General features: G+C 40.5%; 27 protein-coding genes. 2 read left to right on the top strand and 25 right to left on the bottom strand.

From position 1 onward, the window contains the following. Positions 1-90: 90 nt before the first annotated feature. Both BMX84_RS05785 and uvsE read right to left on the bottom strand, forming a co-directional pair. Entirely contained in the window at positions 91-816 is a 726-nt protein-coding gene (locus tag BMX84_RS05785) for a TspO/MBR family protein (protein ID WP_091488008.1), read from the bottom strand. Between the two features lie 22 nt (positions 817-838). Next, positions 839-2,098, bottom strand: a complete 1,260-nt coding sequence (gene uvsE / locus BMX84_RS05780) for a UV DNA damage repair endonuclease UvsE (protein ID WP_091488007.1) — start codon at positions 2,096-2,098, stop codon at positions 839-841. Positions 2,099-2,252: 154 nt separating this feature from the next. On the opposite strand from uvsE, the gene BMX84_RS12405 reads away from it, so the two are divergent. Both BMX84_RS12405 and BMX84_RS05775 read left to right on the top strand, forming a co-directional pair. After that, positions 2,253-2,399, top strand: coding sequence for a lmo0937 family membrane protein (locus tag BMX84_RS12405; RefSeq protein ID WP_143058675.1), 147 nt, complete (start codon positions 2,253-2,255; stop codon positions 2,397-2,399). A gap of 123 nt (positions 2,400-2,522) precedes the next feature. Continuing rightward, on the top strand, positions 2,523-3,527 hold the full coding sequence (locus tag BMX84_RS05775) for an EAL domain-containing protein (protein WP_091488006.1): 1,005 nt from the start codon (positions 2,523-2,525) through the stop codon (positions 3,525-3,527). A gap of 153 nt (positions 3,528-3,680) precedes the next feature. On the opposite strand, the gene BMX84_RS05770 is transcribed toward BMX84_RS05775, so the two are convergent. From BMX84_RS05770 to BMX84_RS05660, 23 genes are all read right to left on the bottom strand, one after another. Then, positions 3,681-3,914: a DUF1294 domain-containing protein gene (locus BMX84_RS05770; protein ID WP_246119078.1), complete on the bottom strand. Its 234-nt coding sequence runs from the start codon at positions 3,912-3,914 to the stop codon at positions 3,681-3,683. A 70-nt stretch (positions 3,915-3,984) separates the two neighbouring features. After that, positions 3,985-5,433, bottom strand: coding sequence for a bifunctional metallophosphatase/5'-nucleotidase (locus tag BMX84_RS05765; protein ID WP_218142338.1), 1,449 nt, complete (start codon positions 5,431-5,433; stop codon positions 3,985-3,987). A gap of 154 nt (positions 5,434-5,587) precedes the next feature. Then, positions 5,588-5,803 (bottom strand): helix-turn-helix domain-containing protein, encoded by a 216-nt coding sequence (locus BMX84_RS05760; RefSeq protein WP_091488004.1) that lies wholly within the window; start codon positions 5,801-5,803, stop codon positions 5,588-5,590. Between the two features lie 10 nt (positions 5,804-5,813). Then, positions 5,814-6,293, bottom strand: a complete 480-nt coding sequence (locus BMX84_RS05755) for a DUF2975 domain-containing protein (protein ID WP_091488003.1) — start codon at positions 6,291-6,293, stop codon at positions 5,814-5,816. A 248-nt stretch (positions 6,294-6,541) separates the two neighbouring features. Continuing rightward, complete coding sequence (locus BMX84_RS05750) at positions 6,542-7,864, bottom strand: CapA family protein (protein WP_091488002.1); 1,323 nt, start codon at positions 7,862-7,864, stop codon at positions 6,542-6,544. Further along, positions 7,851-8,801, bottom strand: coding sequence for a M15 family metallopeptidase (locus BMX84_RS05745; protein ID WP_218142337.1), 951 nt, complete (start codon positions 8,799-8,801; stop codon positions 7,851-7,853). The genes BMX84_RS05750 and BMX84_RS05745 overlap by 14 nt, the downstream gene beginning before the upstream one ends. A 114-nt stretch (positions 8,802-8,915) precedes the next feature. Continuing rightward, the gene (locus BMX84_RS05740; protein ID WP_218142336.1) at positions 8,916-9,491 is read right to left on the bottom strand and encodes a DUF4256 domain-containing protein; all 576 of its coding nucleotides are present in this window, start codon (positions 9,489-9,491) and stop codon (positions 8,916-8,918) included. A gap of 306 nt (positions 9,492-9,797) precedes the next feature. Then, on the bottom strand, positions 9,798-10,394 hold the full coding sequence (locus BMX84_RS05735; RefSeq protein WP_091488000.1) for a nitroreductase family protein: 597 nt from the start codon (positions 10,392-10,394) through the stop codon (positions 9,798-9,800). Positions 10,395-10,543: 149 nt separating this feature from the next. Beyond that, positions 10,544-11,161 carry a V-type ATP synthase subunit D gene (locus tag BMX84_RS05730; RefSeq protein ID WP_091487999.1) on the bottom strand — a complete coding sequence of 206 codons (618 nt, stop codon included), beginning with the start codon at positions 11,159-11,161 and terminating at the stop codon, positions 10,544-10,546. A 5-nt stretch (positions 11,162-11,166) separates the two neighbouring features. Next, positions 11,167-12,546: a V-type ATP synthase subunit B gene (locus BMX84_RS05725; RefSeq protein ID WP_091487998.1), complete on the bottom strand. Its 1,380-nt coding sequence runs from the start codon at positions 12,544-12,546 to the stop codon at positions 11,167-11,169. Between the two features lie 11 nt (positions 12,547-12,557). After that, on the bottom strand, positions 12,558-14,324 hold the full coding sequence (locus BMX84_RS05720) for a V-type ATP synthase subunit A (protein ID WP_091487997.1): 1,767 nt from the start codon (positions 14,322-14,324) through the stop codon (positions 12,558-12,560). Then, positions 14,321-14,914, bottom strand: coding sequence for a hypothetical protein (locus BMX84_RS05715; protein ID WP_091487996.1), 594 nt, complete (start codon positions 14,912-14,914; stop codon positions 14,321-14,323). The genes BMX84_RS05720 and BMX84_RS05715 overlap by 4 nt, the downstream gene beginning before the upstream one ends. Positions 14,915-14,931: 17 nt before the next feature. Continuing rightward, positions 14,932-15,240: a V-type ATP synthase subunit F gene (locus BMX84_RS05710; protein WP_091487995.1), complete on the bottom strand. Its 309-nt coding sequence runs from the start codon at positions 15,238-15,240 to the stop codon at positions 14,932-14,934. A 1-nt stretch (position 15,241) separates the two neighbouring features. Continuing rightward, entirely contained in the window at positions 15,242-15,700 is a 459-nt protein-coding gene (locus BMX84_RS05705; protein WP_091487994.1) for an ATP synthase subunit C, read from the bottom strand. A gap of 56 nt (positions 15,701-15,756) precedes the next feature. Beyond that, positions 15,757-17,697, bottom strand: coding sequence for a V-type ATP synthase subunit I (locus BMX84_RS05700; protein ID WP_091487993.1), 1,941 nt, complete (start codon positions 17,695-17,697; stop codon positions 15,757-15,759). A gap of 33 nt (positions 17,698-17,730) precedes the next feature. After that, positions 17,731-18,783, bottom strand: coding sequence for a V0D/AC39 family V-type ATPase subunit (locus BMX84_RS05695; RefSeq protein WP_281282296.1), 1,053 nt, complete (start codon positions 18,781-18,783; stop codon positions 17,731-17,733). Between the two features lies 1 nt (position 18,784). Beyond that, positions 18,785-19,096 (bottom strand): hypothetical protein, encoded by a 312-nt coding sequence (locus BMX84_RS05690; protein WP_091487991.1) that lies wholly within the window; start codon positions 19,094-19,096, stop codon positions 18,785-18,787. 342 nt (positions 19,097-19,438) lie between these two features. Further along, on the bottom strand, positions 19,439-20,191 hold the full coding sequence (locus BMX84_RS05685; protein WP_091487990.1) for an alpha/beta hydrolase: 753 nt from the start codon (positions 20,189-20,191) through the stop codon (positions 19,439-19,441). A 69-nt stretch (positions 20,192-20,260) separates the two neighbouring features. After that, positions 20,261-20,764, bottom strand: coding sequence for a YcxB family protein (locus BMX84_RS05680; RefSeq protein WP_091487989.1), 504 nt, complete (start codon positions 20,762-20,764; stop codon positions 20,261-20,263). 43 nt (positions 20,765-20,807) lie between these two features. Next, positions 20,808-21,194 (bottom strand): hypothetical protein, encoded by a 387-nt coding sequence (locus BMX84_RS05675; protein WP_143058674.1) that lies wholly within the window; start codon positions 21,192-21,194, stop codon positions 20,808-20,810. A 12-nt stretch (positions 21,195-21,206) separates the two neighbouring features. After that, positions 21,207-21,794 carry a prenyltransferase/squalene oxidase repeat-containing protein gene (locus tag BMX84_RS05670; RefSeq protein WP_091487987.1) on the bottom strand — a complete coding sequence of 196 codons (588 nt, stop codon included), beginning with the start codon at positions 21,792-21,794 and terminating at the stop codon, positions 21,207-21,209. A gap of 121 nt (positions 21,795-21,915) precedes the next feature. After that, positions 21,916-22,110 (bottom strand): YwbE family protein, encoded by a 195-nt coding sequence (locus tag BMX84_RS05665; protein ID WP_091487986.1) that lies wholly within the window; start codon positions 22,108-22,110, stop codon positions 21,916-21,918. Between the two features lie 150 nt (positions 22,111-22,260). Then, entirely contained in the window at positions 22,261-23,112 is an 852-nt protein-coding gene (locus tag BMX84_RS05660; RefSeq protein WP_091487985.1) for a DUF6544 family protein, read from the bottom strand. Positions 23,113-23,129: the final 17 nt, after the last annotated feature.

The raw sequence follows: 23,129 nt of genomic DNA, 5'->3' as shown, positions 1-23,129 counted from the left end.
TAAGGGAAACTTGTGTGCAAACAAAAAACCTTCCCCCAAGGAAATGTACAAATAACTGTACTTCCCATGGAGTGAAGGATGATTTACTGCCTATCTTCTTGCCCGTTTGATCCCCGTATACAAGGAGATACCCAGGTGGATCAGGATACTTACGCCACAGACGACTGTCAGCCAGAACATTTCATAATCATTTCTCACTATGATTCCAGCAAAAGCCCAGGCAAAAACTAATGGATAAAGCCAGTCATGATGTACCAGAGAAACAAAAACGGCGATGCCGGTTCCGATAATAAGGAGAGCCAGAGTCCACTGGTATTCGTTAAATCCGACTACCTCTTCTACGCCCATCTCTTTGACCCAGGTCACGATATTTACGATTGTTGCGACTGTTCCCCATCCAAAGTAGATGGAGAAGGGTACCCGATCAAACCAGTTTATCGAAACGTGTGATATTTTTTTATAGATAACGAACAATGTAACGAGCAATCCGATTATTATGATGACCGAAGTTAGATACCAAAGCTGTGTAAATGCAATGATCCATAATCCGTTCAGAATAAAATTGGCCACGAGCCAGTAATGAATGCTTTCATAAACACGATCACTATCATTATGTTTAAAGAACATCCGGACGATCCAGACAAACAGTAATAAGTATATCACTCCCCAGATCGAAAAGACGTAACCGGCGGGTTGAATGATCGCCGGATTTTCGTCAGCAACCATCCCCACATCTGTAGCTGTCAAGTAATTGACAGCCAGCATAAGGATGAACGTAACACTGTAAATAATGCCTAGTCTCTTTTTGATTGTCATTGTTATACCCTCCTCTAAAGTCCTATAATTCGAAATATAAGGATCCAAGCAGATAAGCCTCGTTATACTTTAATGCCAGTTTATATAAAAAGCGTTTGACTCTGTCGAGATTCATCGGTTCTTCCAAAATATCAGCTTTATATTTCCGATACCGCTCTTTCTCTTTCGCTGTGGCTTGTTTATTCAGATAGCCCCATACATGATCCAGACTGTTTATCGCTTTATTCATATCGATATCCTGACTGAGCGCTGCTTCGATCAGACGATAAAACTGAATCACGGGATAGGAAGACTTATCTTTTAATAGATTTCTTATACTTGCATAAATCTCAGGGGAGCGTTCCAGTACTGTGTACTTATAGCGTGACCATTCTTTTTCCAGATCCTTTATTTTAGGTTCAGTCGTTGTGGCTAAATGGCACTTAACTGCGGAAAGGTTCTTGTCTTTTACTTCCAGCATAATATCCACATCACACGGTTTGACCTCTTCATAGAAAGCCATAAATTCATCGATGCGTATAAATTGGGAATGGGCCCCTTCTCTTCCATTCAGCTGCTGCTGGGAATAATGTACTTTGGGACGGCCGTCTTTTTTGTGCCAGGTCTTTTTTGCTTTATTTATCCAATAAGCATCCGAGTAGAGCTCGCCATCGTTATTCAACCTGTGATGAAGATTATCATACACGACAGGGGCGCCAGTCCGCCGGCTTAGAGACAATACATCTTCGATCGTATAGGACCGGTCATCATTTTCAATGATGAGCCGCTCTTTTATGCGGTTATCCAATTGTTCATAGACAACCGCAAATCGGTCCATCGCACTTGATTTGTCACCATAGACACCGCCAACATGCAGAATGAGTTTACTCTCTGCATCCACGCCCAGAGCATTCAGAAAAAGTGTGTGGTATGTAAGGTCATCGATCGCACGGTCCACCACTTCTTTTCTGGGTGAGTTCAAAACGGTATACTGACCGGGATGCATCGATACCCGAATACCGTAGCGTTTTATCTTCTCACCAATCTGGGTAAATGAAACTTCAAATAATTTTGTCCAGTCCAAATCATTGACAAGGAAGTCCGAACCGAAGGGGATGATATCCGAACTGATACGAAATAGCCTGATACCCTCCTGGTGATTATAATCGATCATCCTTTCTAAAACATTGAGGTTATGTTCGATCAGAGATATCAGATTTTCGTTTGTCGCATTACTTTTTCGACAAGTTTTGTAATTGGCTTCCGGTACGCCCTTCGTCAAACATGCATAGCCTATACTCATGTGCCTCTCCTTCTCTCAATAGTTATCTACTATAAGTTTACCATTCACAATCACTTGAAACGAATAATAAGAACTGAATAGACGAGGCTTATTATTCATAAATATAAAAGTTATTTGGTATAATAAAATTATCAAAAAATGAGGAGGTCATACAATGTTGTGGACACTGATTGGGTTATTGATCCTGTTCTGGCTATTAGGACTGATTTTTGAAATTGGAGGCGGAATAATCCATATTCTTCTTGTCATTGCCTTACTGGTCTTTATCTGGAACATGATTTCTGGCAGAAGAAAACCGTGACAGAGTGATATATTACTAACTTAAAGCAGTCCAGGTGGGTAGATCTACCTGGACTCCCTTTTTGATTTCATCATACCTTTTTATCTCTATTGATGATAAAATAGTATAAAAAGGAGAATAATTATGCAATGCCCCAACTGTCAGTCAACTGAGAGCGGCTTATCATTTAAATTGCCGCGACACTTGCAAGATATAATCATCCGAGATTTCATTCACCACAACTCCTCCTACACCTGGAATAAAAATATCTTACATACTACTGAAACAGCCAGCAATGACTTAGTGGATTTTTTAAGAGAAATGAACCTCGATTCCAAGGTTTTCTTCAAAGCACCTTACAAAGACTGGTTGTCTCTGGACCGCTTCGACGAATACCGTCATTCTTCTTGGCTTGATGATCTTATAGAATCTAAAAATATTCAGATGTATTTCCAGCCGATCATTGCTCGTAATGGCAAAATATACGCTTATGAAATGCTGGCGAGATTTTTTGACGATGAGGGGACGATCATTTATCCGGATAAAGTCTTCCCTGCCGCAAAATTGCGGGGCCGGACTTTCGCACTCGACCGTCTGTGCCGGATGCAGGGAGTCAGACAGGTCAAGCGATTGTACGACCATCAAAAAGCCTTTATCAATTTCATCCCCACGGCCATTTATGAGCCAGAGTATTGTTTGAGAACAACGACTGCCCTAGCAGAAAGTTTGTCTATCGAGAGTAGTCGTTTCATTTTTGAAGTCGTTGAGACTGAGAAAGTCGATGATGTAGAACACTTGAAATCCATACTGACATACTATCGGAACAATGGATTTAACTATGCTCTTGATGATGTGGGATCAGGCTATAATACCCTTGGGTTACTTGACGAGTTAAAGCCTCCTTATATAAAACTCGATATGACTGTTACTCAAGGTGTGAGTCGCTCTACAAAAAAACAGGCTATAGCCAGTTCATTTTTAAGTACTGCCAAAAAGTACGGTGCCTTGTGTTTAGCTGAAGGCATTGAAGATATAAAGGACTTTAAGTGGCTGAAAGAAAAAGGTTATGATTTATTTCAGGGCTATTTATTCGGAAAGCCTCTTCCAGATCCGCTCGAAGAAAAGGTCATTGATTTAAATCAGTTCTAACAGCAAAAAGACTCAGTTCCGAAACGGAAAGACAGGCATCTGGTTAAACCTGAAAGAAATGATCCAATCCTCGATGAGACAATTTCAGACTGTCCAATAAATGATTACAAAAAAGACCCAACCTGAGAAATCCTTCCGCAGGTTGGGGGTTTTTTACTTGTTCAATACAAAGATGATTGTTAAAACCGTGATCAGTGCCGCTGCAGGGAGACTGATTCTAAATAACAGATGTCTGGTTTTATGTCTGAACAATAACATTCCAAGCCATGCCCCGAGCCCCCCGAAGGCAAATGAAAAAACTAGAAGTTTCTTCTCAGGAATACGATACTTTCTTTTTATCGCACGCTGCTTATCGACATAGAACAGAGCAAGGGTAAATAGATTCACTGCCCCTATCGCTGCAAGCAGGAGTGATTGGAATAAAGTAAGGTCTAAAATGAACGTTCACCTATCTTTCTTATACAGGTTTGTAAGTGTCGAGATAATCAATAGTCACTGGACTATGCTTTTCAAGATATGCTTTCATGCTCTCAATTGCATGCATGTTAAATCTTTCTTTATTGCTGCCGAAATCATCGCCAACGCCTTGTTTCGTAATGTAGGCGACCTTATATGTTTCGGTCTTTTTGACCGGCTCATCCCCTACATATAGAGCCTGGATACGATGCCCTTTTGGATTCTCGATCTTTATATAAACCTTCAATCCTAAAGAACGTTTGACGAAACCACCCATCTGCTCATAGGGATCAGAGGCAAATGAACGTTCCAGATTCTGTTCGATCATATCAAGGAGTTCTTGTCCGGTTAGATCAGCCGTCATGATAGGCGGATCCATAGGTGTGATATTATACAAATCGTTCATCGTTACTGGTCCCGGAACGATCGGGGCTCCATATCGCCAGCCATTAGAAAAGGCCATCTGAGCTCCTGTACTTTCTTTTATCGCGGATAAAAGAAAGTTATCCATCGTCGATTCAAGCATCGTTGCACGATTCAAAGCTGATTTTGTTTCTCCGACAACGGCAGCGAGCTCATCTTTGTATGGAGAGAGGGACTGTTCAATAATTTTCGAAATTTTCGGATCGGGCTCGATGTCTTCGGACACTTCGATCAGCTGATGACTGAAATCCGTGATCCGTCCGTCCGTTACCTCCAAGTCCAGCTGACCGAGGAATGAGCCATGACAGCCTGACTGGATCACTATCGTGTCGTTTTCAATAACTGGTTCAAAAAGGCGGTTATGCGTATGACCGCTCAGGCATACATCGATCCCCTCAATTTCATTGACTAGCTTGATATCCTGAGGAAAGCCCAGATGAGAGAGCAGCACGATCAGGTCAGCTTTTTTATTTTCTTTAAGGTCACGAATGATTTCAGTCAGTTCATCTTTACCTAGTGTGAACCTGAGCCCTTTGCTGAACGAATCAGGCATGGTCTTGTCAACGATGTTGGACGCAATACCAATGATACCAACGCTCAAGTCACCATATTCCTTTACAATGCTTGCCGGGAAGAGACGCTTATCGTCGTCCAGTTTGTACACATTGTCGGCGAGCATGGGAACCTTTAGTTTCTTTGATTTTTCGATAAGCGTTTCCGGGCCGTGACCAAATTCCCAATGCAGTGTCATCGCATCGATGCCCAGTTCATTTAAAACTGGGATGACAGCTTCACCTTCCGACCGTACTGCCGGCATCGTTCCATTCAGTGTGTCTCCGTTATCACAAAAAAGAACATCGTTGGAATTTTCTCGTATTTCTTTTAAAAGAGTAGCAATTCGGGCATAACCGCCCGCTTTACGGTAAACAAACTGATCATTTTCAAAAAACCATTCCGGATGCAAGTCAAAATAAGCATGAGTATCGTTCATTTGAACGATCGTTAGATTTTTAGTGTTGGTAGACATGAAATTCCCTCCATATAGGTTAGTGGTACATATCAGATGCTTTCGATTAAATCTATTATATAGGGAATATTCAGCCTAGACTATTAACTTGCTCGTTCTCTCTTTTTAGAATCCTTTTTAAAGGAAATCGATATAAAACTTATACCTCTTGAAGTTACTGATCTTCTTCATCTATATACTCAAGGATATCTCCAGGTTGACACTCAAGAACCTGACAGATTTTATTGAGTGTTGAGAACCGTATTGCTTTTGCCTTTCCCGTTTTTAAAATGGAAATATTTGAAAGTGTGATACCCACTTCTTCTGAGAGTTCTGTGACACTCATCTTTCGTTTTGCCAGCATAACATCTAAGTTTACTTGTATAGCCATAGGAACCCCCTCATATCGTTAACTCGTTGTCTCTTTTTATATCTAAAGCATTTTCCAGTAGTTTTTCCAGAACTGCTGCAAAAACAGCGATGACTGCCGGTGCTGAAACAAACATGAGCCCAATCAGAATGACTCCAGGTGCATCGTCCACTTCACCTACAATGAAATAGAGTGGAAAGCTCAATACATGAACAGCAGCAATGGAAAAGGCGTAACGCTTGATTTTTCTCAATGCATCGACTGATTTATCTGAAAAGGCTTCATTGTGGTCAATATAATTCAGCAGTTTAAATGATTGAAATAAAGCCGCTGCGAATGGGAAAATACTGAGTGATAATGCTGCAAGAATGCCATACAGTACGATCGCCATCTGCATACTGCTCTCTGCCGCATCACGGATGATTGCCGGAAAACCGAAAACTATAATAGCTAAGACCGGTAACATAATAAATATGACAGCAATCTTTAATACCCATGTTTCTTTCTTCATATACATACACTCCTGTTTAAGTCATTTCCTTCATTTTATCTCTATATTTATCGAATATCAATAAATAATTGTTGAACTTAAATAAAAGTTAATGAATGTTAAACGATAAATAAATCGTTCACAGGAGAAAGTCATACTACGTCCTCTAAATTTATCAAAGTCGGCGCATCGATAAGTCACAAAAAAGCGGATCCAGGTCTCCCCGGCATCCGCTTTTCAAGCTATCAAGATATATACTCAGATCATACTTATTCTGTATCCGGCTCATCCATGTTGATTCTATCCCTTGTTCTTTCATAAGACCCTCTCATACGTTCTTTGTAGCTTTCAGACAAGTTTGAGTCCTCCAAGGCAGATTCTATCGGAAGGATACGATACGTATACGGTGCGCTTCCTGTATCACTGTGACGGTAGACCCAGGTCGGTATAAAGTCTACACTTTCGATCGTTGTTTCCCCAGTCTGTTCATTTTTCTGAATATCAACATTTACAATAGTTCCGTCTTCTGTCGGCTCCATTCCTTCGCCCAGTGTTTCTCTACGCTGATTGGATACAAAGTTACCCAGCGAATAAGTGACAAATGCTTCGTTGCCATCGACTTCAATGAATTCTGCTTCGTGGACCACATGCGGGTGACTGCCAAAAATAATATCTACACCTTCACGAGCCAGAATTTCAGCATTGGTTGTCTGTATTGAATTGGGATCTCGGGAATATTCACTGCCCCAGTGCATATAAGCTACAATGATATCCGGATCATGTGTTTTGACATTCTCAATATCAGCAACCATTTGCGCTTCATCTATCGTATTGACCATTGCGTCGACTTCTTCAGCAGAATACTGAGAATCAAGTCCATTCAAATGTTCTGTATAGCCGATTATTGCTACCTTGATTCCTTCAACATCTTTGATCAAATAACGTTCATCCGGGTCAGGAGGGGAACTGAATGTACCTATGGCATCCATTCCTTTTTCTTCGATCACTTCAGCCGTTCGTCTCAAGCCTTCTGCCCGTGTATCCAGACTATGATTATTCGCTGTGACGATCGTGTCGAAACCGGCATATAAAAGAGCATCAGCCAGTGCATCCGGTGCATTGAATAGAGGATAGCCGCTGTACTCTCTAGAATCTCCTGCCAGCGTCGTTTCCAGATTTGCCAGTGCCAGATCCGCTTCTTCGATAAACGGCTTGATATCTTCAAAAACCGAGTTGAAGTTATAGACACCTTCCGGGTTATTTTTTGCCGCGATCAACTGGTTGCCGTGAGCCATGACATCACCTACGGCAGAAATCTGGATATCGATGAATGTTTCTTCAGGTTCTTCGGGCTCCTGGGCAGTTGCATCCCCTTCGTCTGTTTCATCATTTTCGCCATTTTCACTTGTCTGATCGTCACCGGAATTCTCCGGTGTTTCTTCGACTTCTTCTGTGGTCTCGGCTGTATTCTCGTTAGTTTCAAACGGATTGGCATAAATAAAAATACCAGCCCCAAGGACGACAATGATCAGAACAACGATGGCCAGTATGATGCCCGTTCGTTTACTGCTTCTTCTATTATTGGATCTCAATGTCTAATCCCCTCTCAACTAAGTATTCTTCATAGGTCAGGCCGCTTGCATAGACATCAGTGGCCAGTTCTTCCCCCAAATAGCGCAGATGCCAGGGTTCATAAACATAACCAGTGATATCAGATTTTCCTTTCGGGTATCTTATGATGAAGCCATATTCATGTGCATTCTCTTTTACCCATTGACCTTCTTCTGTTTCACCGAAATCTGATGTGATTTGAAGGTTCACACTTTCACTGGTGACATCCATGACCAGTCCCGTTTGGTGTTCACTCTCTCCAGCTCTGGCACTGTATTTGTTTGCAGCTTCCTCTCCATGATTGGATGCATAATTTCGAAACAGCTGGACCTGAGTATTATAAGAGCGATAACCTGATCGTGCATGAAGGATCACTCCTTCTTCTTCAGCCGCATCAAACATTTCCTTCAATGCATCTGCGGCAGCTTCTCTCATCTGCTTGATTTCTGGATTCGGCAGGACAGTAGGTACTTCAACTGTCACCAAGTTTTCTGGTACATAATCTTCAGGCAGGCTATATTTCTTATTCACCAGTACTGCTAAACTGTTAGGGTTCAGGATGTCCTCTTCTAGATCAAGTTTAGGTCCCTCGTTCTCTGAAGCGTCTGTCTGCTCTTCTTCATCATTGTTCGCTTTACCTGTATCCCCTGAATCAGTTTCGTTCGTTTCTTCGACATCTTCCTCTGTTTCGGGATTGCCGTTATCTTCATTTGATGGATTTTCTGTTTCGTCATCACTTTCTTCCGGCTGATTTTCCATCTCATCTGTATCGTTCTCCTCTGATGATGTATCCTCAGATTGGTCGACCTCTGCCTGACCCGGTTCATTAGCTGGATCCTCTTCAGTCTGAGCACATGCTCCAAGTATCATCAGGGTCATGAGCGTCCCTGTCGTTAATAACCATTTCTTCATAAGCATTTATTAATCTCCTTTGAATAATCTTCCCAAGTCAAATATCATCTATATTTTAACACATTTTTATCATTTCTGTTTAATTTGAACAAATTTATCATTGTTCTCTTAATTTCCAAGCTAGACTTTCAAGTATCCCCTAAAGCCTCTCGAGCTGTAGTAAGAGTCTGCCCCGTTATGATATACGAACACAGTATCGTATCGGCGATCACAGAACAGCGCACCGCCCAGTGCTCTTATTTTCTCAGGTGTCTTGATCCAGCTCGATGTTTTACTATCGCATTCTTCAAGCTGCTGAAGATATCTGTACTGAGTTTCATCCAGAAGTTCTATCCCCAATTTCTCTGCCATTTTTAATGCACTTGTTTCTGGCGGGAATTTTTTTCTGGCTTTCAATGCAGCATCATCATAACATACTTTGCTGCGACCCTTGGGCGATTCTTTGGAACAATCAAAAAAAAGCAGTTCTCCAGATGATTCATCCCTTCCTACAACATCAGGTTCCCCCTTTGTCTGTTCCATAGCCTGAAGTGTCACTAGTGCACTGTCGTTGTTTTCCAATCTGTTTATCACCTCATCCCACATTATATCCTCATGTCTGTACATATGATCTTTAAACCGTTTTTCCAATGTAGATAGAAGTGTCTGTTTAGCTTCAGTTTCCAGGTTATTCTTCCTGATTTTATTTTCAGTCATCATATTCCCCTCTAGTGATCATATTTTAACTCCATACATCAAGATGGTGGACTGGTAAACGAGCCCATTCATTTCATTGTTCCAGCTGTTGTTTTATTTATATAAAAATCCTGTGAGCAATGGATCGATCCTATTATTAACTAAATACAGTTTACCATTTTCTATGGATCATTGACTATAGAGATACGTTACTATGTATGGAAAGTTTGAATCTCTGCAAAGGTTATGCTTATAAAAAGTCTGTGATTTCAAAAAGAACGGACACTATTCAAAGTAATAGTGTCCGTTCTTTTTGAAATCTATTTATTATTTATAAACACGAAAACGATCTTCGTCAGCCATATATTCTTTTTCTCCAGGTTCTTCTTGAGGAGAACCAAATACCAGCTGAGCACGCAGTTTCCAGTTTTCAGGAATATTCCATTCTTGTGCTACTTTATCATCGATCACGGGATTATAATGCTGCAGACTTGCTCCAATCTCATATTGAGCCAAAGCTGTCCATACATTCGTCTGAGTCAAGCCACTTGACTGATCTGACCAGATCGGAAAATTATCTGCATATAGTTCAAACTGATCCTGCAAATGTTTGACAACGTCCTGATCTTCAAAAAACAAGATCGTCCCTTTACCAGCTGCAAAGCTCTGCAGTTTAGCTTGAGTGTTTGGAAAAGCGGCTTCCGGAGTAAGCGGCTTGAGTAATTCCTCTGTAAAGTCCCATAGTTTTTTATGTGCATCATCAAAAAGAATCACAACACGTTGAGTTTGAGAATTGAATGATGTTGGGCTTTCTCTAACCACTTCTTTGACTAATGATACAAGTTCATCTTCAGAAAGGGGGACTTCATTTCCTAAAGAATAAATCGAACGGCGCGCCTTTAGTGCATCTACAAAACTAGACAAATAACATTCTCCTTTATATTTCTGTAATTTTTATCACTTACTATCATAACACTTATTTAATGTTAGTAAAAGTATTTCTCTTTTTAGTTTAAAACTTTAAAACCCTTGAAGAAAAAAACAGGCCCATTGTGGTACGATACGTCGATGCACTAGTCTTTAATATTCTCTTTTACCACTTTAAGTCTAGTGAACTCTTCCCGTTCTTTTTCTTCCAAAGCATTCTCAATTGATTTTTTTGCAGATTTTAGTTTCGGGATAGAAATGTTTTCCAGTGCATTTGCTCGTTTTTGAGTTTTTTTAATATTATTCGCCAGTCGGTAGGCTGAATTTTCAATGACTGAAAGTTTAATAGTTAATTCTTTCACCTTTTCAAACGCAATCCGTGCCTCATCTAGAGAAGAACTGGTACTGTAAAAAGCATATGCCGGTTTTGTTTTCTGTCTGTCAAATTCGACTAATGGTATTTCTGTGCCCATAATACTTCGCACTTTCATGCGAATCGAACGTTCTACAGGGACAGTAGCGGCGATTTCCTGAACATAGTGAATCCCTGATTCTATATTTGCTCGTTCAAGAGCGGCATAGGCTTCACGGAAAGTTTCATCTATCTTTTTTTGCACCTCGTTTGCTTCATCCACAAGAGACATTATTTCGTTTACAAGGATCACTCGTTTGCGGTCCATCAAACTATACCCCTGGTTGGATAATTCAAGGGTTTTTGAAATCTGCATCAGGTTTCCTCGTGTAGGGGTCGTTTCCTCTGCCATTTCAATCACCTTCCCTTATTGAAATAGTTATCCAGCATTCCGGTATCAATACGATTCAATTCATTCCGTGGCAATATATGAAGTAGATCCCAGGCAAGATCCAAGGTTTCAATAATTGTACGATCCTCGTCGTCTTCTTGACCAATGAAGTGGTTCTCAAATCTTTCTCCAAACTTCAGGTACTTTTTATCCGTCTCTGAAAGTTCATCTTCTCCGATAACAGACGCCAAAGAACGGGCATCATTTACTTTTGAATACGAAGCAAACAGCTGATCGGCCACTGACTGATGGTCTTCACGCGTATAATTTTCTCCTATCCCGCCTTTCATTAATCGTGATAGGGAGGGCAGGATATTGATAGGCGGATAAATCGACTTCCCTTCCAGCGACCTATCCAGAACGATTTGACCTTCAGTGATGTACCCAGTTAAATCGGGGATAGGATGAGTGATGTCATCATTAGGCATGGTCAAAATCGGTATCTGTGTAACGGATCCCGGCTTGCCGGCTACAATCCCGGCACGTTCGTACAGAGAAGCCAAGTCACTATAGAGATACCCAGGATAACCTTTTCTTGAAGGGATTTCCTGTTTGGAAGAAGAGACTTCCCGCAAAGCCTCACAGTAAGATGTCATATCTGTTAAAATAACCAGAATATGCATCCCCTGATCATATGCCAGGAATTCTGCAGCTGTAAGAGCAACTTTCGGTGTTATAAGACGCTCTACGACCGGATCATCAGCCAAATTCAGAAACATAGTCACATGGTCTATAACTCCGCTTTCTTCAAAAGTACGACGGAAAAAATCAGCCACATCATGTTTGACTCCCATTGCAGCAAAAACGATGCCGAACTCTTCATCATTAGCTTTACCTAAATTGGCCTGACGTACAATTTGTGCAGCCAGTTTATCATGGGGTAATCCATTTCCAGAAAAAATAGGTAATTTTTGGCCTCTTATCAGCGTAGTCAAAGCATCAATGGCTGAAAGACCGGTTTGGATGAAGTTTCGTGGATATTCACGTCTAACTGGGTTTAAAGGGTTTCCGTTCACATCCCTTTTACTCACATAATTCAACTCTCCCAATCCGTCTATTGGACGTCCTATCCCATCAAACGTCCGTCCGAGCATTTCCGGTGCCAGCGGCAGTTCCATTGACCGTCCTGTTAGTTTTGTATGTGTATTTTCCAGGGACATATTAGTAGTAGACTCAAACACCTGAATAATGGCTTTATCTTCGTACACTTCAATGATACGTCCCAATTTATGTTCTGTTCTTTGAACCGAAAACTCAACGATTTCATCATATGCAGCATCCTGCACACCTTCCAGCACAACAAGAGGGCCGTTAATTGAGTCGAGTCCTAAATATTCAATTGACATATGATCCCTCCTTAGGCATTTATATCCATGATTTTTGTATAAAAATCATCGATATCCTTCTTGTACTTATCGAACAAATCCAGCTTATCATTAGGTACATCGTATTTGATAGCAATGATTCGTGAAAAAATATCCTCTCTTAAGAGCAGAGACATCGGCATTCCCATTGAAATCAACATTTTACAGCGTTTCCGTAAGTACAGTATGATTTCCATCATTTTTTCCTGTTTCAGTAAGGGAACAGAGGTATCTTCCGGATGAAAAGCATTTTGCTGCAGGAATCCCAGACGGATCACTCGTCCAATTTCGATCGTCAGTTTCTGATCATCAGGTAATACATCACTCCCGATCAATTTAACGACATCCATCAACGTACTTTCCTGATGGAGGATTTCAACGATCTGACGACGATTATCCACAAAGTCGGAGGAAACATTGTCCCGATACCAGGCAGATAGATCGCCTACATATTCACTGTAACTATCGAGCCAGTTAACAGCAGGGTAATGGCGCTCATGTGCCAATGCCTTATCCAGTCCCCAGAAACAACGGACGAACCGCTTGGTGTTTTGTGTCACGGGCTCTGAGAAATCCCCTCCTTGAGGGGAAACAGCTCCGATAATGGAAACAGATCCTTCTGTCTCGTTCAGATTAAGCATTAATCCTGCCCGTTCATAAAAAGTCGCGATCCGGCTTGCCAGATAAGCAGGAAAGCCTTCCTCGGCCGGCATTTCTTCCAGGCGACCGGACAGTTCCCTTAAGGCTTCTGCCCATCTGGATGTTGAATCTGCCATGATGGCGACATCATATCCCATATCTCTGTAATACTCTGCCAGTGTCGTCCCTGTATAGATCGAAGCTTCTCGTGCCGCAACCGGCATGTTTGACGTATTTGCTATAAGAGAAGTTCTTTCCATTAGTGAATTCCCGGACTTTGGATCAATCAATTCTGAAAAATCCTCCAGTACTTCTGTCATTTCGTTTCCTCGCTCACCGCAGCCGATATAAATAATGATGTCGGCATCTGAGTATTTAGCGATCTGGTGCTGCATCATCGTTTTACCTGTCCCGAATCCACCCGGAATAGCTGCCGTTCCACCTTTAGCTATAGGAAAGAGAGAATCCACCACTCTTTGTCCAGTGACAAGAGGAATAGAACTTTCATACCTGCTCCTGGTTGGTCGTGGATTTCGGATCGGCCATTCCTGCGCCAATTTAACCTCCACGACTGAATCATCCAGCTGCTGGATTTTTACGATCGGGTCTGTAATAGTATAGTCTCCATCTGCAGCGACCTCAACGACTCTACCTTCTATATTCGGTGGGACCATAGACTTATGGAGAATCGTTTTTGTTTCTGGTACTTCTGCTATAATCGTGCCACCAATAACTTCCTGACCGACTTCAACAGTCACATGTACCGGCCACTTTCTTTCTGTATCAAGGAGCTGTACATTGGCCCCCCGGCGAATATATTCGTCGGATTGTTCTGCTATTTTCTTTAAAGGTCTTTCTATACCGTCAAAAATATTATTCAAAATACCTGGACCCAAAGTTACACTCACTGGTTTACCAGTAGAAAAAACCGGTTCTCCAGGTTTCATGCCGGAAGTTTCCTCGTAAACCTGAATAGTCGTGCGCTCATTCGTCAAGGCAATGACTTCACCGATCAGTTTTTCTGTCCCCACAAATACTTTCTCAGACATCTGAAAAAGCGTTCGTCCTTTGACATAAACTATAGGTCCGTTAATTCCATATATCGTACCTAACTGTTTCACTTAGCATTCTCCTCCTCTGCTTTATCAAAAGAGAAGTTCGCCTTTTCTTCTTCGAATCTCTTAAGGAATGAATTGTCGATCAATAATTTTCGAGACTGAATGACCCCTCTACTGCCACCGATAAATGGACGTTCAGAAAGAGTAATATCATGATCAAGATGTTTTTCCAGCATATTTTTCTTGTCTGAATCCACCGGATCGATATATAAGGTGATGTCTTCTCCTTTGGCGAGATTCAGAGCCTCCTGCAGCTGCTTTTTTAAAAGTTCAATATAGTCATTTGTCTGCATGAATTCACTCACGCGTTCCTCAGCCAATACAAACACTTCTTCTTTTAGCTGCTGCTGTTTTTTATGCAGGTCTCTTTGCTGTTGTAACTGCAGCTGGGCAAGATGTTTATTGCTCTCTTTTCTTAAATTATCTTTTTCTGCATCCAATTCGATTGCAGCCTTATTCCTCTGCTCGGCTTTATGATCTTCCAGAGCTTCCTTTAAAGTATCTTCAAAGGACTCCAGCTGATCCGTAACTTTCTCATCAGCAGTTTTTAGAGTCATTTCTCGAAAAAAGTCGATTTTTTCTTCTATATCCATCTTTTCACCTCTTTAAACTATAGTTTTACACCGATCGCTTCATTTATATAAGAAGTAATAAAATCTGACCGGCGTCCTGTACCATATCGGTCAGGAATTTCCACAAGTAAAGGCTGCTGATTTTTCAGTCGTATATCAGAAATAATTTCCGGAAAATCGTTCCCGAGCTTTTCAGTCAGTAAAATGATGGCATTATCTTTGTCCTGAACCGCCTTCTCTAACGCTTGCCGAACTTCTGCCTTTTCATGTACAACAACACCTTCGACGCCAGCCAGCCTCATACCTGTAGTAGTGTTGATGTTGTCACTGATCAAAAACATCTTCATTTTATAACTGTCCCAGTATCATAAATGAAATGATTAATCCGTATAGCGCGATGCCTTCGGCCAACCCGACAAAGATGAGAGAACGACCGAAGATCGAACTGTCTTCACTGATTGCACCTAAGGCAGCGGAAGCAGCGCTGGCCACTGCAACCCCTCCACCGATGCAGGAGAGACCTGTAACCAAGGCGGCAGCAATGTATCCTAAACCAGTTGCCAGACCATAATTTGCGGTATCGGCAACACCAGGTGTTTCTATTAGTTCAGACCCCAATACATATAAGTCCGGGTTGTATGCTAGAATTGTCGCAATAATGATACCGCTGAAAACGGAGAGTACATTGACTGTGAGAGATTTTTTAAAGCGGCCTCGCGTTTTCTTTCCTGCAAAATAGTAAGAGTAAGGCAATATAAACCCTAATACGAAAGTTGTAATTAATGTCAGTTTAATGAGCATGCTCATGTTTAATTTCCTCGCTTTCAATTCATAATAATTTTAGTATTAACTAAGTCAGATATTTATCTAAGAATGCTGATGAAGGGCTTGCCGTCACCTTTATAAAAATGACTGAATATTTCATAAAATTCTAATCTCAATACCTGTATACCGACCACAAGACCTTCCAGTCCGGCAACAAAAATATTTCCCATTATGATTACCAGCCAATTGATATCGCCTCCCTCAACTGCACCGGCAAGCATGAGTACGACCTGCATCATCGCTGCGTGGCTTACTGCAAAAGCCCCAACACGGACAAAAGAAATAGTGTTGGAAAAGTAACTCAATAGCACTTCGAATAGTTCAAAGAATGCCTGCACAATAAACATGACCATGCCACTATCCGACTCTGCTTTATGATGTTCCAGTTTATTAATTATAGGCTCCTCAAAAGCAATTAAGAGAAGCGGGAGTCCGAACATGACCAGCAGAATCAGTGTGGCTGGAATCGGATTGCCACTCAAGAAAACAAGGACAACTGTAATCAGCGAGAGATAAAAAACTAATCCTGCCAGACCATTACGGTCAAACAGTGCTCTAACATTCTGATGGTTCTTCCATTTAATGACCACACTCAGTACTAGCGTAGTCGTTATCATAAACATACCAAAAGCAATGGCCGCTACAAAAACTGTATTGATCATTCCGATAAATGGTAAATCTGTCATGGCGGTCAAGGGATGTAGCCAAAGCGGTTCTATGATGTCTTCAAAACCAAAAAGACTTCCATATAAGAAACCGAAGATCGTAGAGAATACACCAGCCAACGCTACTATGCCGCCTAAGTCTATATCCTTCAACTTATATAGTAAAAATCCACCGACAGCCAATATACTGCCCTGGCCTACATCACCGAACATCGCTCCAAAGAGCAGTGAATAAGTCAGAGCAACAAGTGATGTGGGATCAAACTCTCTGTAGTTCGGCACCCCATACATCTTTACGAATAATTCGTAGGGTCGGAAAAAGCTGAAATTATGGATTTTTGTTGGTGGTGTCACTTCCTGTGTGTCTTCTTCATCCTCCACGATCACAATGACATTTGGATCTCCTTCTGTCTCCTGTTCGAATTCGATGGCCGCTTTTTCGGTCATCCACCCTCTCAGTAAATAACGGGTTTCTTTCTGAACAAATTCATCATGAGTCAGCGCTGCGTATTTTCGTATATTAAAGTTATGAGCCAAGTTTTCCAGACGCTGCTTTGTCTTCAATAAAGCATTTTTGTATGGGGTCAGCAAAGTCTTGATGATCCGCTCATTATCTGAAATATGTTTATTCAGGACCTTCAATTCGCTTCTCAGCTGAAGGACTATTTCTTGCGGTGTACCTTCATATTCATCCGGTATAAAGATGCGTTCCCAGTTCATTGAGGCAAACATTGCATCAACGCGAGCCAAACTTTTCAGTGGAGTGAAATAGACTCCATAGGTATAATTCTCATCCTGGACACATTCAATAAAAATCGACGGTGTAATGTCATACACATACTTAGTAAATTTATTATAGTTAGACCGAGTGAATCGACCAAACCTGAAGCGTATATTCTCCATATGAACGATCTTTTCTATTGGATAATCCAAATTAACAAAGGGTGCAATCAAATTCAACGACTCTTGTTCTTTATCTCTCAGACTCGTATATTGTAGGACCTTTTGATGATAAGGGTCAGTATCCTGTTCTAGCTGTTCGATTAAATGCCGGATAGTTTCCAATGAAGTTTTATCTTTCGTTAATGGAGGTTCACTGTCTTTCGCTCCTAAATAATCCAGTAACGTATTGATCCGTTCAAGATAATCTTTGAAAGGACTGGAACTTGTGTATGGACGCAGTGTCTTGGCACCATAAAGTTCTGTCAATGCATTTTCCAAATGAATTTCATGATGCGAAAGATATTGGTCTACCATTCGATCAATGTCATCTTTCGGACCAGAGATTGTCAGAAATTTCATTTTAGTTATCAAAACTTATCCTCCTTCATTAAATATTTTAATTGACTACTCTTTCACTCCGATGATCCTTTGAATTTCTCGGGGACCCCGGTCATAATGGATGGCTTCTAAAAGGGTAGTCAGCATTTCCACCTCTTCTTCTTTATCATGCAGATAATTATAAATAGAAGCAATGGAATAGGGATCTTTTTTTGCATTATTATGGATTATATCTTCCATTAGAGTATCGTATAAATTTTCAAGCTGGACGCCATTTTCAATGTTTTCAACATATCTGCCATATTTCGTTGTTTCCAGTACACGCCAGAAACCGTCCATATTCTCAGCTGAAAGCAGTGCTGAAACTTCCGGCTGTCTTAACCGATAATTCACTGGTATCAGTAATGTGCTGATTTGTTCGGCCGGAAGGTCATAGTACTTTTTATAGCGATAAATAAAAATAATATTCAACAGGTCAAGCTTAGTTCCATATATCTCTTCAAATATAGCCTGTTCTTTTTTTCCTAAAATTTTATTTTTCTCCTGCCAGATCGTTGTGAACGCAAATGTATCAAGTGCAGTTTCATAGTCAAATAATGACGGTTCTTCTACTGTATCAAGCAGTTTGATGGGCTGATAATACATGCTCCCCTGAAGTGCTTCCTTAAAGCCCTCCAAAGTATTGACACTCTTCAACGCTTCAAAGTCGAGATGGGAATGACGACTGAGATACTGAAGATATTCATAACTAACTTCTTCATAAATTTCAGAAATATCAAAAGCCCGACGCAAAATTTTCTTCAAGACAGTGATTTCATACGTAATACCGTATATCTTTAAAAAATCACGTTGTTTAAAATTCGCAAAATGAAACAATTTGTTAAAATCTTCATAGATTGAAGAATTTAAAAGACCTTCAAGATAACTCCGGTAAATTTTAGTTTTATCTACATCTTTTAACACTTCGCTATAGCCAGGTTTCCTTTGTAAATATGCAAGAAAAGCTTCGATAGAATCGAGATGGGAAATTTCAATATAGTCTTCTGTCGAAAGAAGTTTTCCATGCATCCCACGGATTTTAGTGGTTATGGCTGTATATTGATTCAGCAAGCTGCTCACCTCAAGTTCTCAGTATATTCCCTACGATTTCCTGAACGATATCATCTTTTTTCTGCCTATATTCTTTCTCAAAACGTTTAATTTCATTTTCGTAAAGACTGTACAATTCCTTTTTGTTTGCTTCTTCTTTCTGGTTTATTTCAAACTGTATTTCTTTCAGCTGTTGTTGTGTCTGCTGATTTATTTCACTATCAAAATCTTGCTGCTTTCTTTCGTAAACTGTTCGTAAATCTTTCTTTTTCTCGTCTATACTGCTTTGCATATCCTGCGCAGTTTTTTCAATCTTAAAGAGCTGATCAACGATATCATTCATTACGAGTTCCTCCATTTCATCTTTATTTCTTCTAATCTAAGCAGTCTACATTTTTTTACGCAAAAATCAAGAACTGCATTAAACAACACTTTTCACACAGAGTCCTGCTGAAGAAAACTGCAATGCCAAGTCACTGATTCTAGTATACTCCACTAACCTGCTGATTGGAAAGCGAGAAAGCAGGTTAAATCATCTGATTTCTACGATTTCATTTTTACTCATCGTATACTATTTATGTAAGGAAAAACAGAAAAACACTAGTTAAAGAGTGTCAATACGCCTATACTAGTGTTTTTCTAATCGTTATTCTCTAAACGTGATTTCCAGGAAATAATCACTTTATTATCTACTGTGGTCAATAAATGTTTTTATATAGTGAACAACCAAATCTTGCTGTTCGGTACGGGAAAGAATACTCCGGCCATCACCATCCTGAAGTCCGTAATATCCGAAATTCGAGTGATTGCCTCCTTCTATTTCCTTATATGACGTTTTCTCAGGCAGCAGTGACTTTGACTTTTCATAATTTTCATCGTTGATTACTTTATCATTCGTGCTTGTTATGGAAAGGATAGGCAAGTTCAAATCAGACAAGTCACTATTCTCATTTGGATACCCTGCCAGTAAGATAATTCCTTCGATGTCATCAGGATTTTCTTTAGCATAGATTGTGGCGCTTGTACCTCCTAAAGAATGTCCCGCCAGCCACCAGTCTTTATCTGTTACGTATTCTTTTTTTATTTCTTCTATGGCATTTGTATTCAGGATAGCAAGCTCAAGCGGCATATCAGGAATAAAGACTTGGTACCCTTCTTCGCTAAGATCCATAGCCAATGGAAGGTATGCAGCTTCTTCAACCAGCCCTCCCTGATATATAACGATCTGTCCTTTAATATCATCAGATGAGACAGAGGGTGTTACTTTGATCCACCCTTCCTCCTGACTTACTGTTTCTTCTTGAAACAAATCTGTCGCTTCCGGCAAAGCCTCATACGTGTTGAGCTGCAGAAAAATATAGGCAGAAGATAGGATCAGCAATATGACGATACCTATACCTAAAAGCCATTTCTTCCACGATCTATGGTTTGATTTCATCTTTCCACACTCTCCTTGAAACAGTTTTTTCTCAAAATCATCATTGTTTTCACATTAATGGTCTTATAATCACTTTAGAGTAGCCACTATTTTTACCTCATCCCAGCTTAATTCTCTCGTTGGAACAATGATCGCAGACCGGTTACTATCATATATCAGAATCATATCGTCATACTGTTCGATCCTTTTTATATCTTTCAGTTTCAGTTCTTCCTGAGCATTTTCACCTGTTACCGTTATCGTATATTCACTGATGGTCAGGCTTTTTTCTCCAAACAGATAGTCTTTTTCTCCTTTTGACAACATCTTTCTGGTTTGTTTCAGGATCGTTTTTCTGTACTGTTCCGGGAAATAAAGAACCCATAACCCGAAAAAGCCTGTAGCAGTGATGACCCAATAAATAGCTGGCTGTCTGAACAGAACAGTGCCCATTAAAAAGATCAATCCAGAAAAAAACAGGGGAATCAACAGACGTAAAAACCAGTACGTTTTTCTTTGGGCAGGCGAGTCTTCTATATAATGAAGGTTGAATCGCACAAAATCTTCTTCATTTAATTCATAATTAATGATCATTCAATCCCCCGCTCTCTTATATGTTTTACCTTTCAACAAACAGTTACTGATTTCCATAAAACTGATTAAAAATTTTACAGACAGCTAAGTTCAGATAACATTGTATCTGTGCTTTGTCTCGACCTGAAGTGATTTTCAACTGCCAAGCCCCTGACTCCAGCTGTTCATCAACTAGCCACTGCAATCCCCTTTTAATGTCAGGATGAGATGGCGGGAAACCAAGAAGCGACAGAGAATCCAGAACGGATATCAAGTCGGCATAACAAAATGGGTAGACAAACTGTTTCCAGTACTTTTTGTCCTGTCTGTCAGGATAAATGTCTCGTTTGAATATATACCGACTGACCAGTTCCCCGGCTTCTATGATTTCCTGCCGTTTCTTATAGTGTGGATGTATACAAAAGGCGAGCAGCACTACCACCGTGATCATGTACGAAGAGGGCTAAGTGAAGTCTGGTTCGATTGTTTTGTGATAATCATAAGTCACATCAATGTTATAATTTTTTGTCCTGAACGCAAGTGCCCAGCCTCCATCGTTCTGTCGGTTATTTATTAACCAGTCCAGAGCCGCTAAAATTCTTTTATCATCTGGATAACCTGCTTTAATAAGAAGTTCTGTGATACCTGCTGTATAGTTCGGCGTATACTGTTTATCATAAATGCCACGAAAATCTCCCTGATCAGTCTGAACAGAAAAGAAATAATCTGCTGCGTTTTGAACTGATGAATGAGAGCGATCAAGATTATACATTTCAACTAGCTTTCCTAGATTTCTGAATGACTGATACTGATTCAAGTTAGACAAATCCATGGTGTTACGTGTTTTGGGATATTTCCAGAAGCCTTGGGGCTCCTGCATTCTTACTAAGCGCAAGACTTCTTCGGATGTCCCCCCTGATTCAAAAGGAACTTCCCGGTCACATAAATCTTTAAACACTTTAAGCTTGAAGGCATCATCACTCTTTTCGAGTAAGGGGGCAATGGGATCATAGTTCAACTGCTTCAACCAAGAATGATTATATTCAGACATGACAACCTCTCCTCGAAAAGTGCATTTAGTCTGTTAGTTAACCCATACATCTATCATTTGATAGTTCTATTCTACACTAAAACAGCAACTGTTATTAACAACAGCTGCTGCTTTTCTTTAATTAATTTTCTATTTCTTTCACTCGTCCGACAATACCGCTTTCCAGTCTCACTTTAATCCCATGATGATGCGATTTTGAGTTAGTTAAGATGTCTTTCACTACACCTTCTGTCAGCTTGCCCGAAGGCTGATCCTGTTTTTGTACGACTTTCACCTTTTTACCTGGTTCGATATCTGCGCGTTTTGTACCATCCATGTTTATGTGCTCCTTAATAAAATTGGTTTTTATTTCTTTCTCGATGTTCTTTTACATAGTAACACAAATCAGCGATAGTAATCAGCTGGTACAGTCACTCGTCTTAATGATTTAAAATGTACATCCTCATATTTGACTTTAAGTAAAAATTCAATAGACATGCGGATTATTATATTCAATGTCCATTACTTCAAAATTAAACCAGTTGTAATCCCCTTCATCCAGTTTCCAGGTGATCTCTCCTTTGGTCGGTACATTTATTCCTTCAAATGACTTATAGGTACTGACTGGTATCGACCACGTTTCCATTCTGAATTCACCATCGAAATCGCCATACCGCTCGGCTTCGAACCGTGTAACTTCTCCCTTGTCATTTATTGTAAATATTCCTGAAGCCGAGACTCCTTTATACGTCATGACAGCTTTTGCCTTGTGACTATCTATTTCTTTCCATTCTATATAGTCATTCAATAAAGCAGACGGGAACCACATCGTCTCTGCAAGGTATCTTAACAATGTCCCCTGGTCGATTTCTTGGCCTTGCGAGTCAGCCAAGGTAAAGAGAGACAAAGGTTTTATCAGCATGCTGCCTCTGCCGTTTTGATATTTGTCGCGTCCGGAGATATGAATGAATGGTGCAGCCTTAATTGTTGCATCCCAGATGAAACCGGGCTCTACTGAAGTGAAGTATTGTTCAGCCTCGACCGGCATCCATCTGCTGTCTGGTCCCAGTCTCATTTCTGCCTGCTGTCTTAAACGAACAGACACTACACTTTTTTTGCCTATCATCCCGCTATACTTAAACCATCTCTGTACATTTTCCGGCAATCCTTTCAAATCTTCTTCAGATATCCTTTCTCCCTCATTTTCTACCGTACTGAAAAGTTCCTCTACTTCAGCTTTAACATTTCTTTTAAAATGAGTTTGAGCTAGAAGTGATCCTGATAAACCTACTCCTGAAAGCACCAGTAAGCTAATGACTAGTCGTTTGGTCAGCGACATTATTTCTGTCCTCCGTT

Source organism: Alkalibacterium putridalgicola (assembly GCF_900109825.1).
GTDB classification, from domain to species: Bacteria; Bacillota; Bacilli; order Lactobacillales; family Carnobacteriaceae_A; genus Alkalibacterium; species Alkalibacterium putridalgicola.
Note: the sequence above shows the minus strand (reverse complement) of the source record. Positions and strands in the feature narration are given on the sequence as shown.

What these genes read in the sequence shown, in the direction of transcription:
- BMX84_RS05775 (WP_091488006.1), top strand. Translation starts at nt 2,523, where the DNA reads ATGCAATGCCCCAACTGTCAGTCAACTGAGAGCGGCTTATCATTTAAA.
- BMX84_RS05755 (WP_091488003.1), bottom strand. Translation starts at nt 6,293, where the DNA reads ATGAAGAAAGAAACATGGGTATTAAAGATTGCTGTCATATTTATTATG.
- BMX84_RS05705 (WP_091487994.1), bottom strand. Translation starts at nt 15,700, where the DNA reads ATGAGCATGCTCATTAAACTGACATTAATTACAACTTTCGTATTAGGG.
- BMX84_RS05785 (WP_091488008.1), bottom strand. Translation starts at nt 816, where the DNA reads ATGACAATCAAAAAGAGACTAGGCATTATTTACAGTGTTACGTTCATC.
- BMX84_RS05740 (WP_218142336.1), bottom strand. Translation starts at nt 9,491, where the DNA reads ATGACTGAAAATAAAATCAGGAAGAATAACCTGGAAACTGAAGCTAAA.
- BMX84_RS05680 (WP_091487989.1), bottom strand. Translation starts at nt 20,764, where the DNA reads ATGATCATTAATTATGAATTAAATGAAGAAGATTTTGTGCGATTCAAC.
- BMX84_RS05745 (WP_218142337.1), bottom strand. Translation starts at nt 8,801, where the DNA reads ATGCTTATGAAGAAATGGTTATTAACGACAGGGACGCTCATGACCCTG.
- uvsE (WP_091488007.1), bottom strand. Translation starts at nt 2,098, where the DNA reads ATGAGTATAGGCTATGCATGTTTGACGAAGGGCGTACCGGAAGCCAAT.
- BMX84_RS05710 (WP_091487995.1), bottom strand. Translation starts at nt 15,240, where the DNA reads ATGAAGATGTTTTTGATCAGTGACAACATCAACACTACTACAGGTATG.
- BMX84_RS05730 (WP_091487999.1), bottom strand. Translation starts at nt 11,161, where the DNA reads ATGGCAGAGGAAACGACCCCTACACGAGGAAACCTGATGCAGATTTCA.
- BMX84_RS05660 (WP_091487985.1), bottom strand. Translation starts at nt 23,112, where the DNA reads ATGTCGCTGACCAAACGACTAGTCATTAGCTTACTGGTGCTTTCAGGA.
- BMX84_RS05725 (WP_091487998.1), bottom strand. Translation starts at nt 12,546, where the DNA reads ATGTCAATTGAATATTTAGGACTCGACTCAATTAACGGCCCTCTTGTT.
- BMX84_RS05665 (WP_091487986.1), bottom strand. Translation starts at nt 22,110, where the DNA reads ATGGATGGTACAAAACGCGCAGATATCGAACCAGGTAAAAAGGTGAAA.
- BMX84_RS05715 (WP_091487996.1), bottom strand. Translation starts at nt 14,914, where the DNA reads ATGGATATAGAAGAAAAAATCGACTTTTTTCGAGAAATGACTCTAAAA.
- BMX84_RS05670 (WP_091487987.1), bottom strand. Translation starts at nt 21,794, where the DNA reads ATGTCTGAATATAATCATTCTTGGTTGAAGCAGTTGAACTATGATCCC.
- BMX84_RS05675 (WP_143058674.1), bottom strand. Translation starts at nt 21,194, where the DNA reads ATGATCACGGTGGTAGTGCTGCTCGCCTTTTGTATACATCCACACTAT.
- BMX84_RS05760 (WP_091488004.1), bottom strand. Translation starts at nt 5,803, where the DNA reads ATGGCTATACAAGTAAACTTAGATGTTATGCTGGCAAAACGAAAGATG.
- BMX84_RS12405 (WP_143058675.1), top strand. Translation starts at nt 2,253, where the DNA reads ATGTTGTGGACACTGATTGGGTTATTGATCCTGTTCTGGCTATTAGGA.
- BMX84_RS05690 (WP_091487991.1), bottom strand. Translation starts at nt 19,096, where the DNA reads ATGAATGATATCGTTGATCAGCTCTTTAAGATTGAAAAAACTGCGCAG.
- BMX84_RS05765 (WP_218142338.1), bottom strand. Translation starts at nt 5,433, where the DNA reads ATGTCTACCAACACTAAAAATCTAACGATCGTTCAAATGAACGATACT.
- BMX84_RS05685 (WP_091487990.1), bottom strand. Translation starts at nt 20,191, where the DNA reads ATGAAATCAAACCATAGATCGTGGAAGAAATGGCTTTTAGGTATAGGT.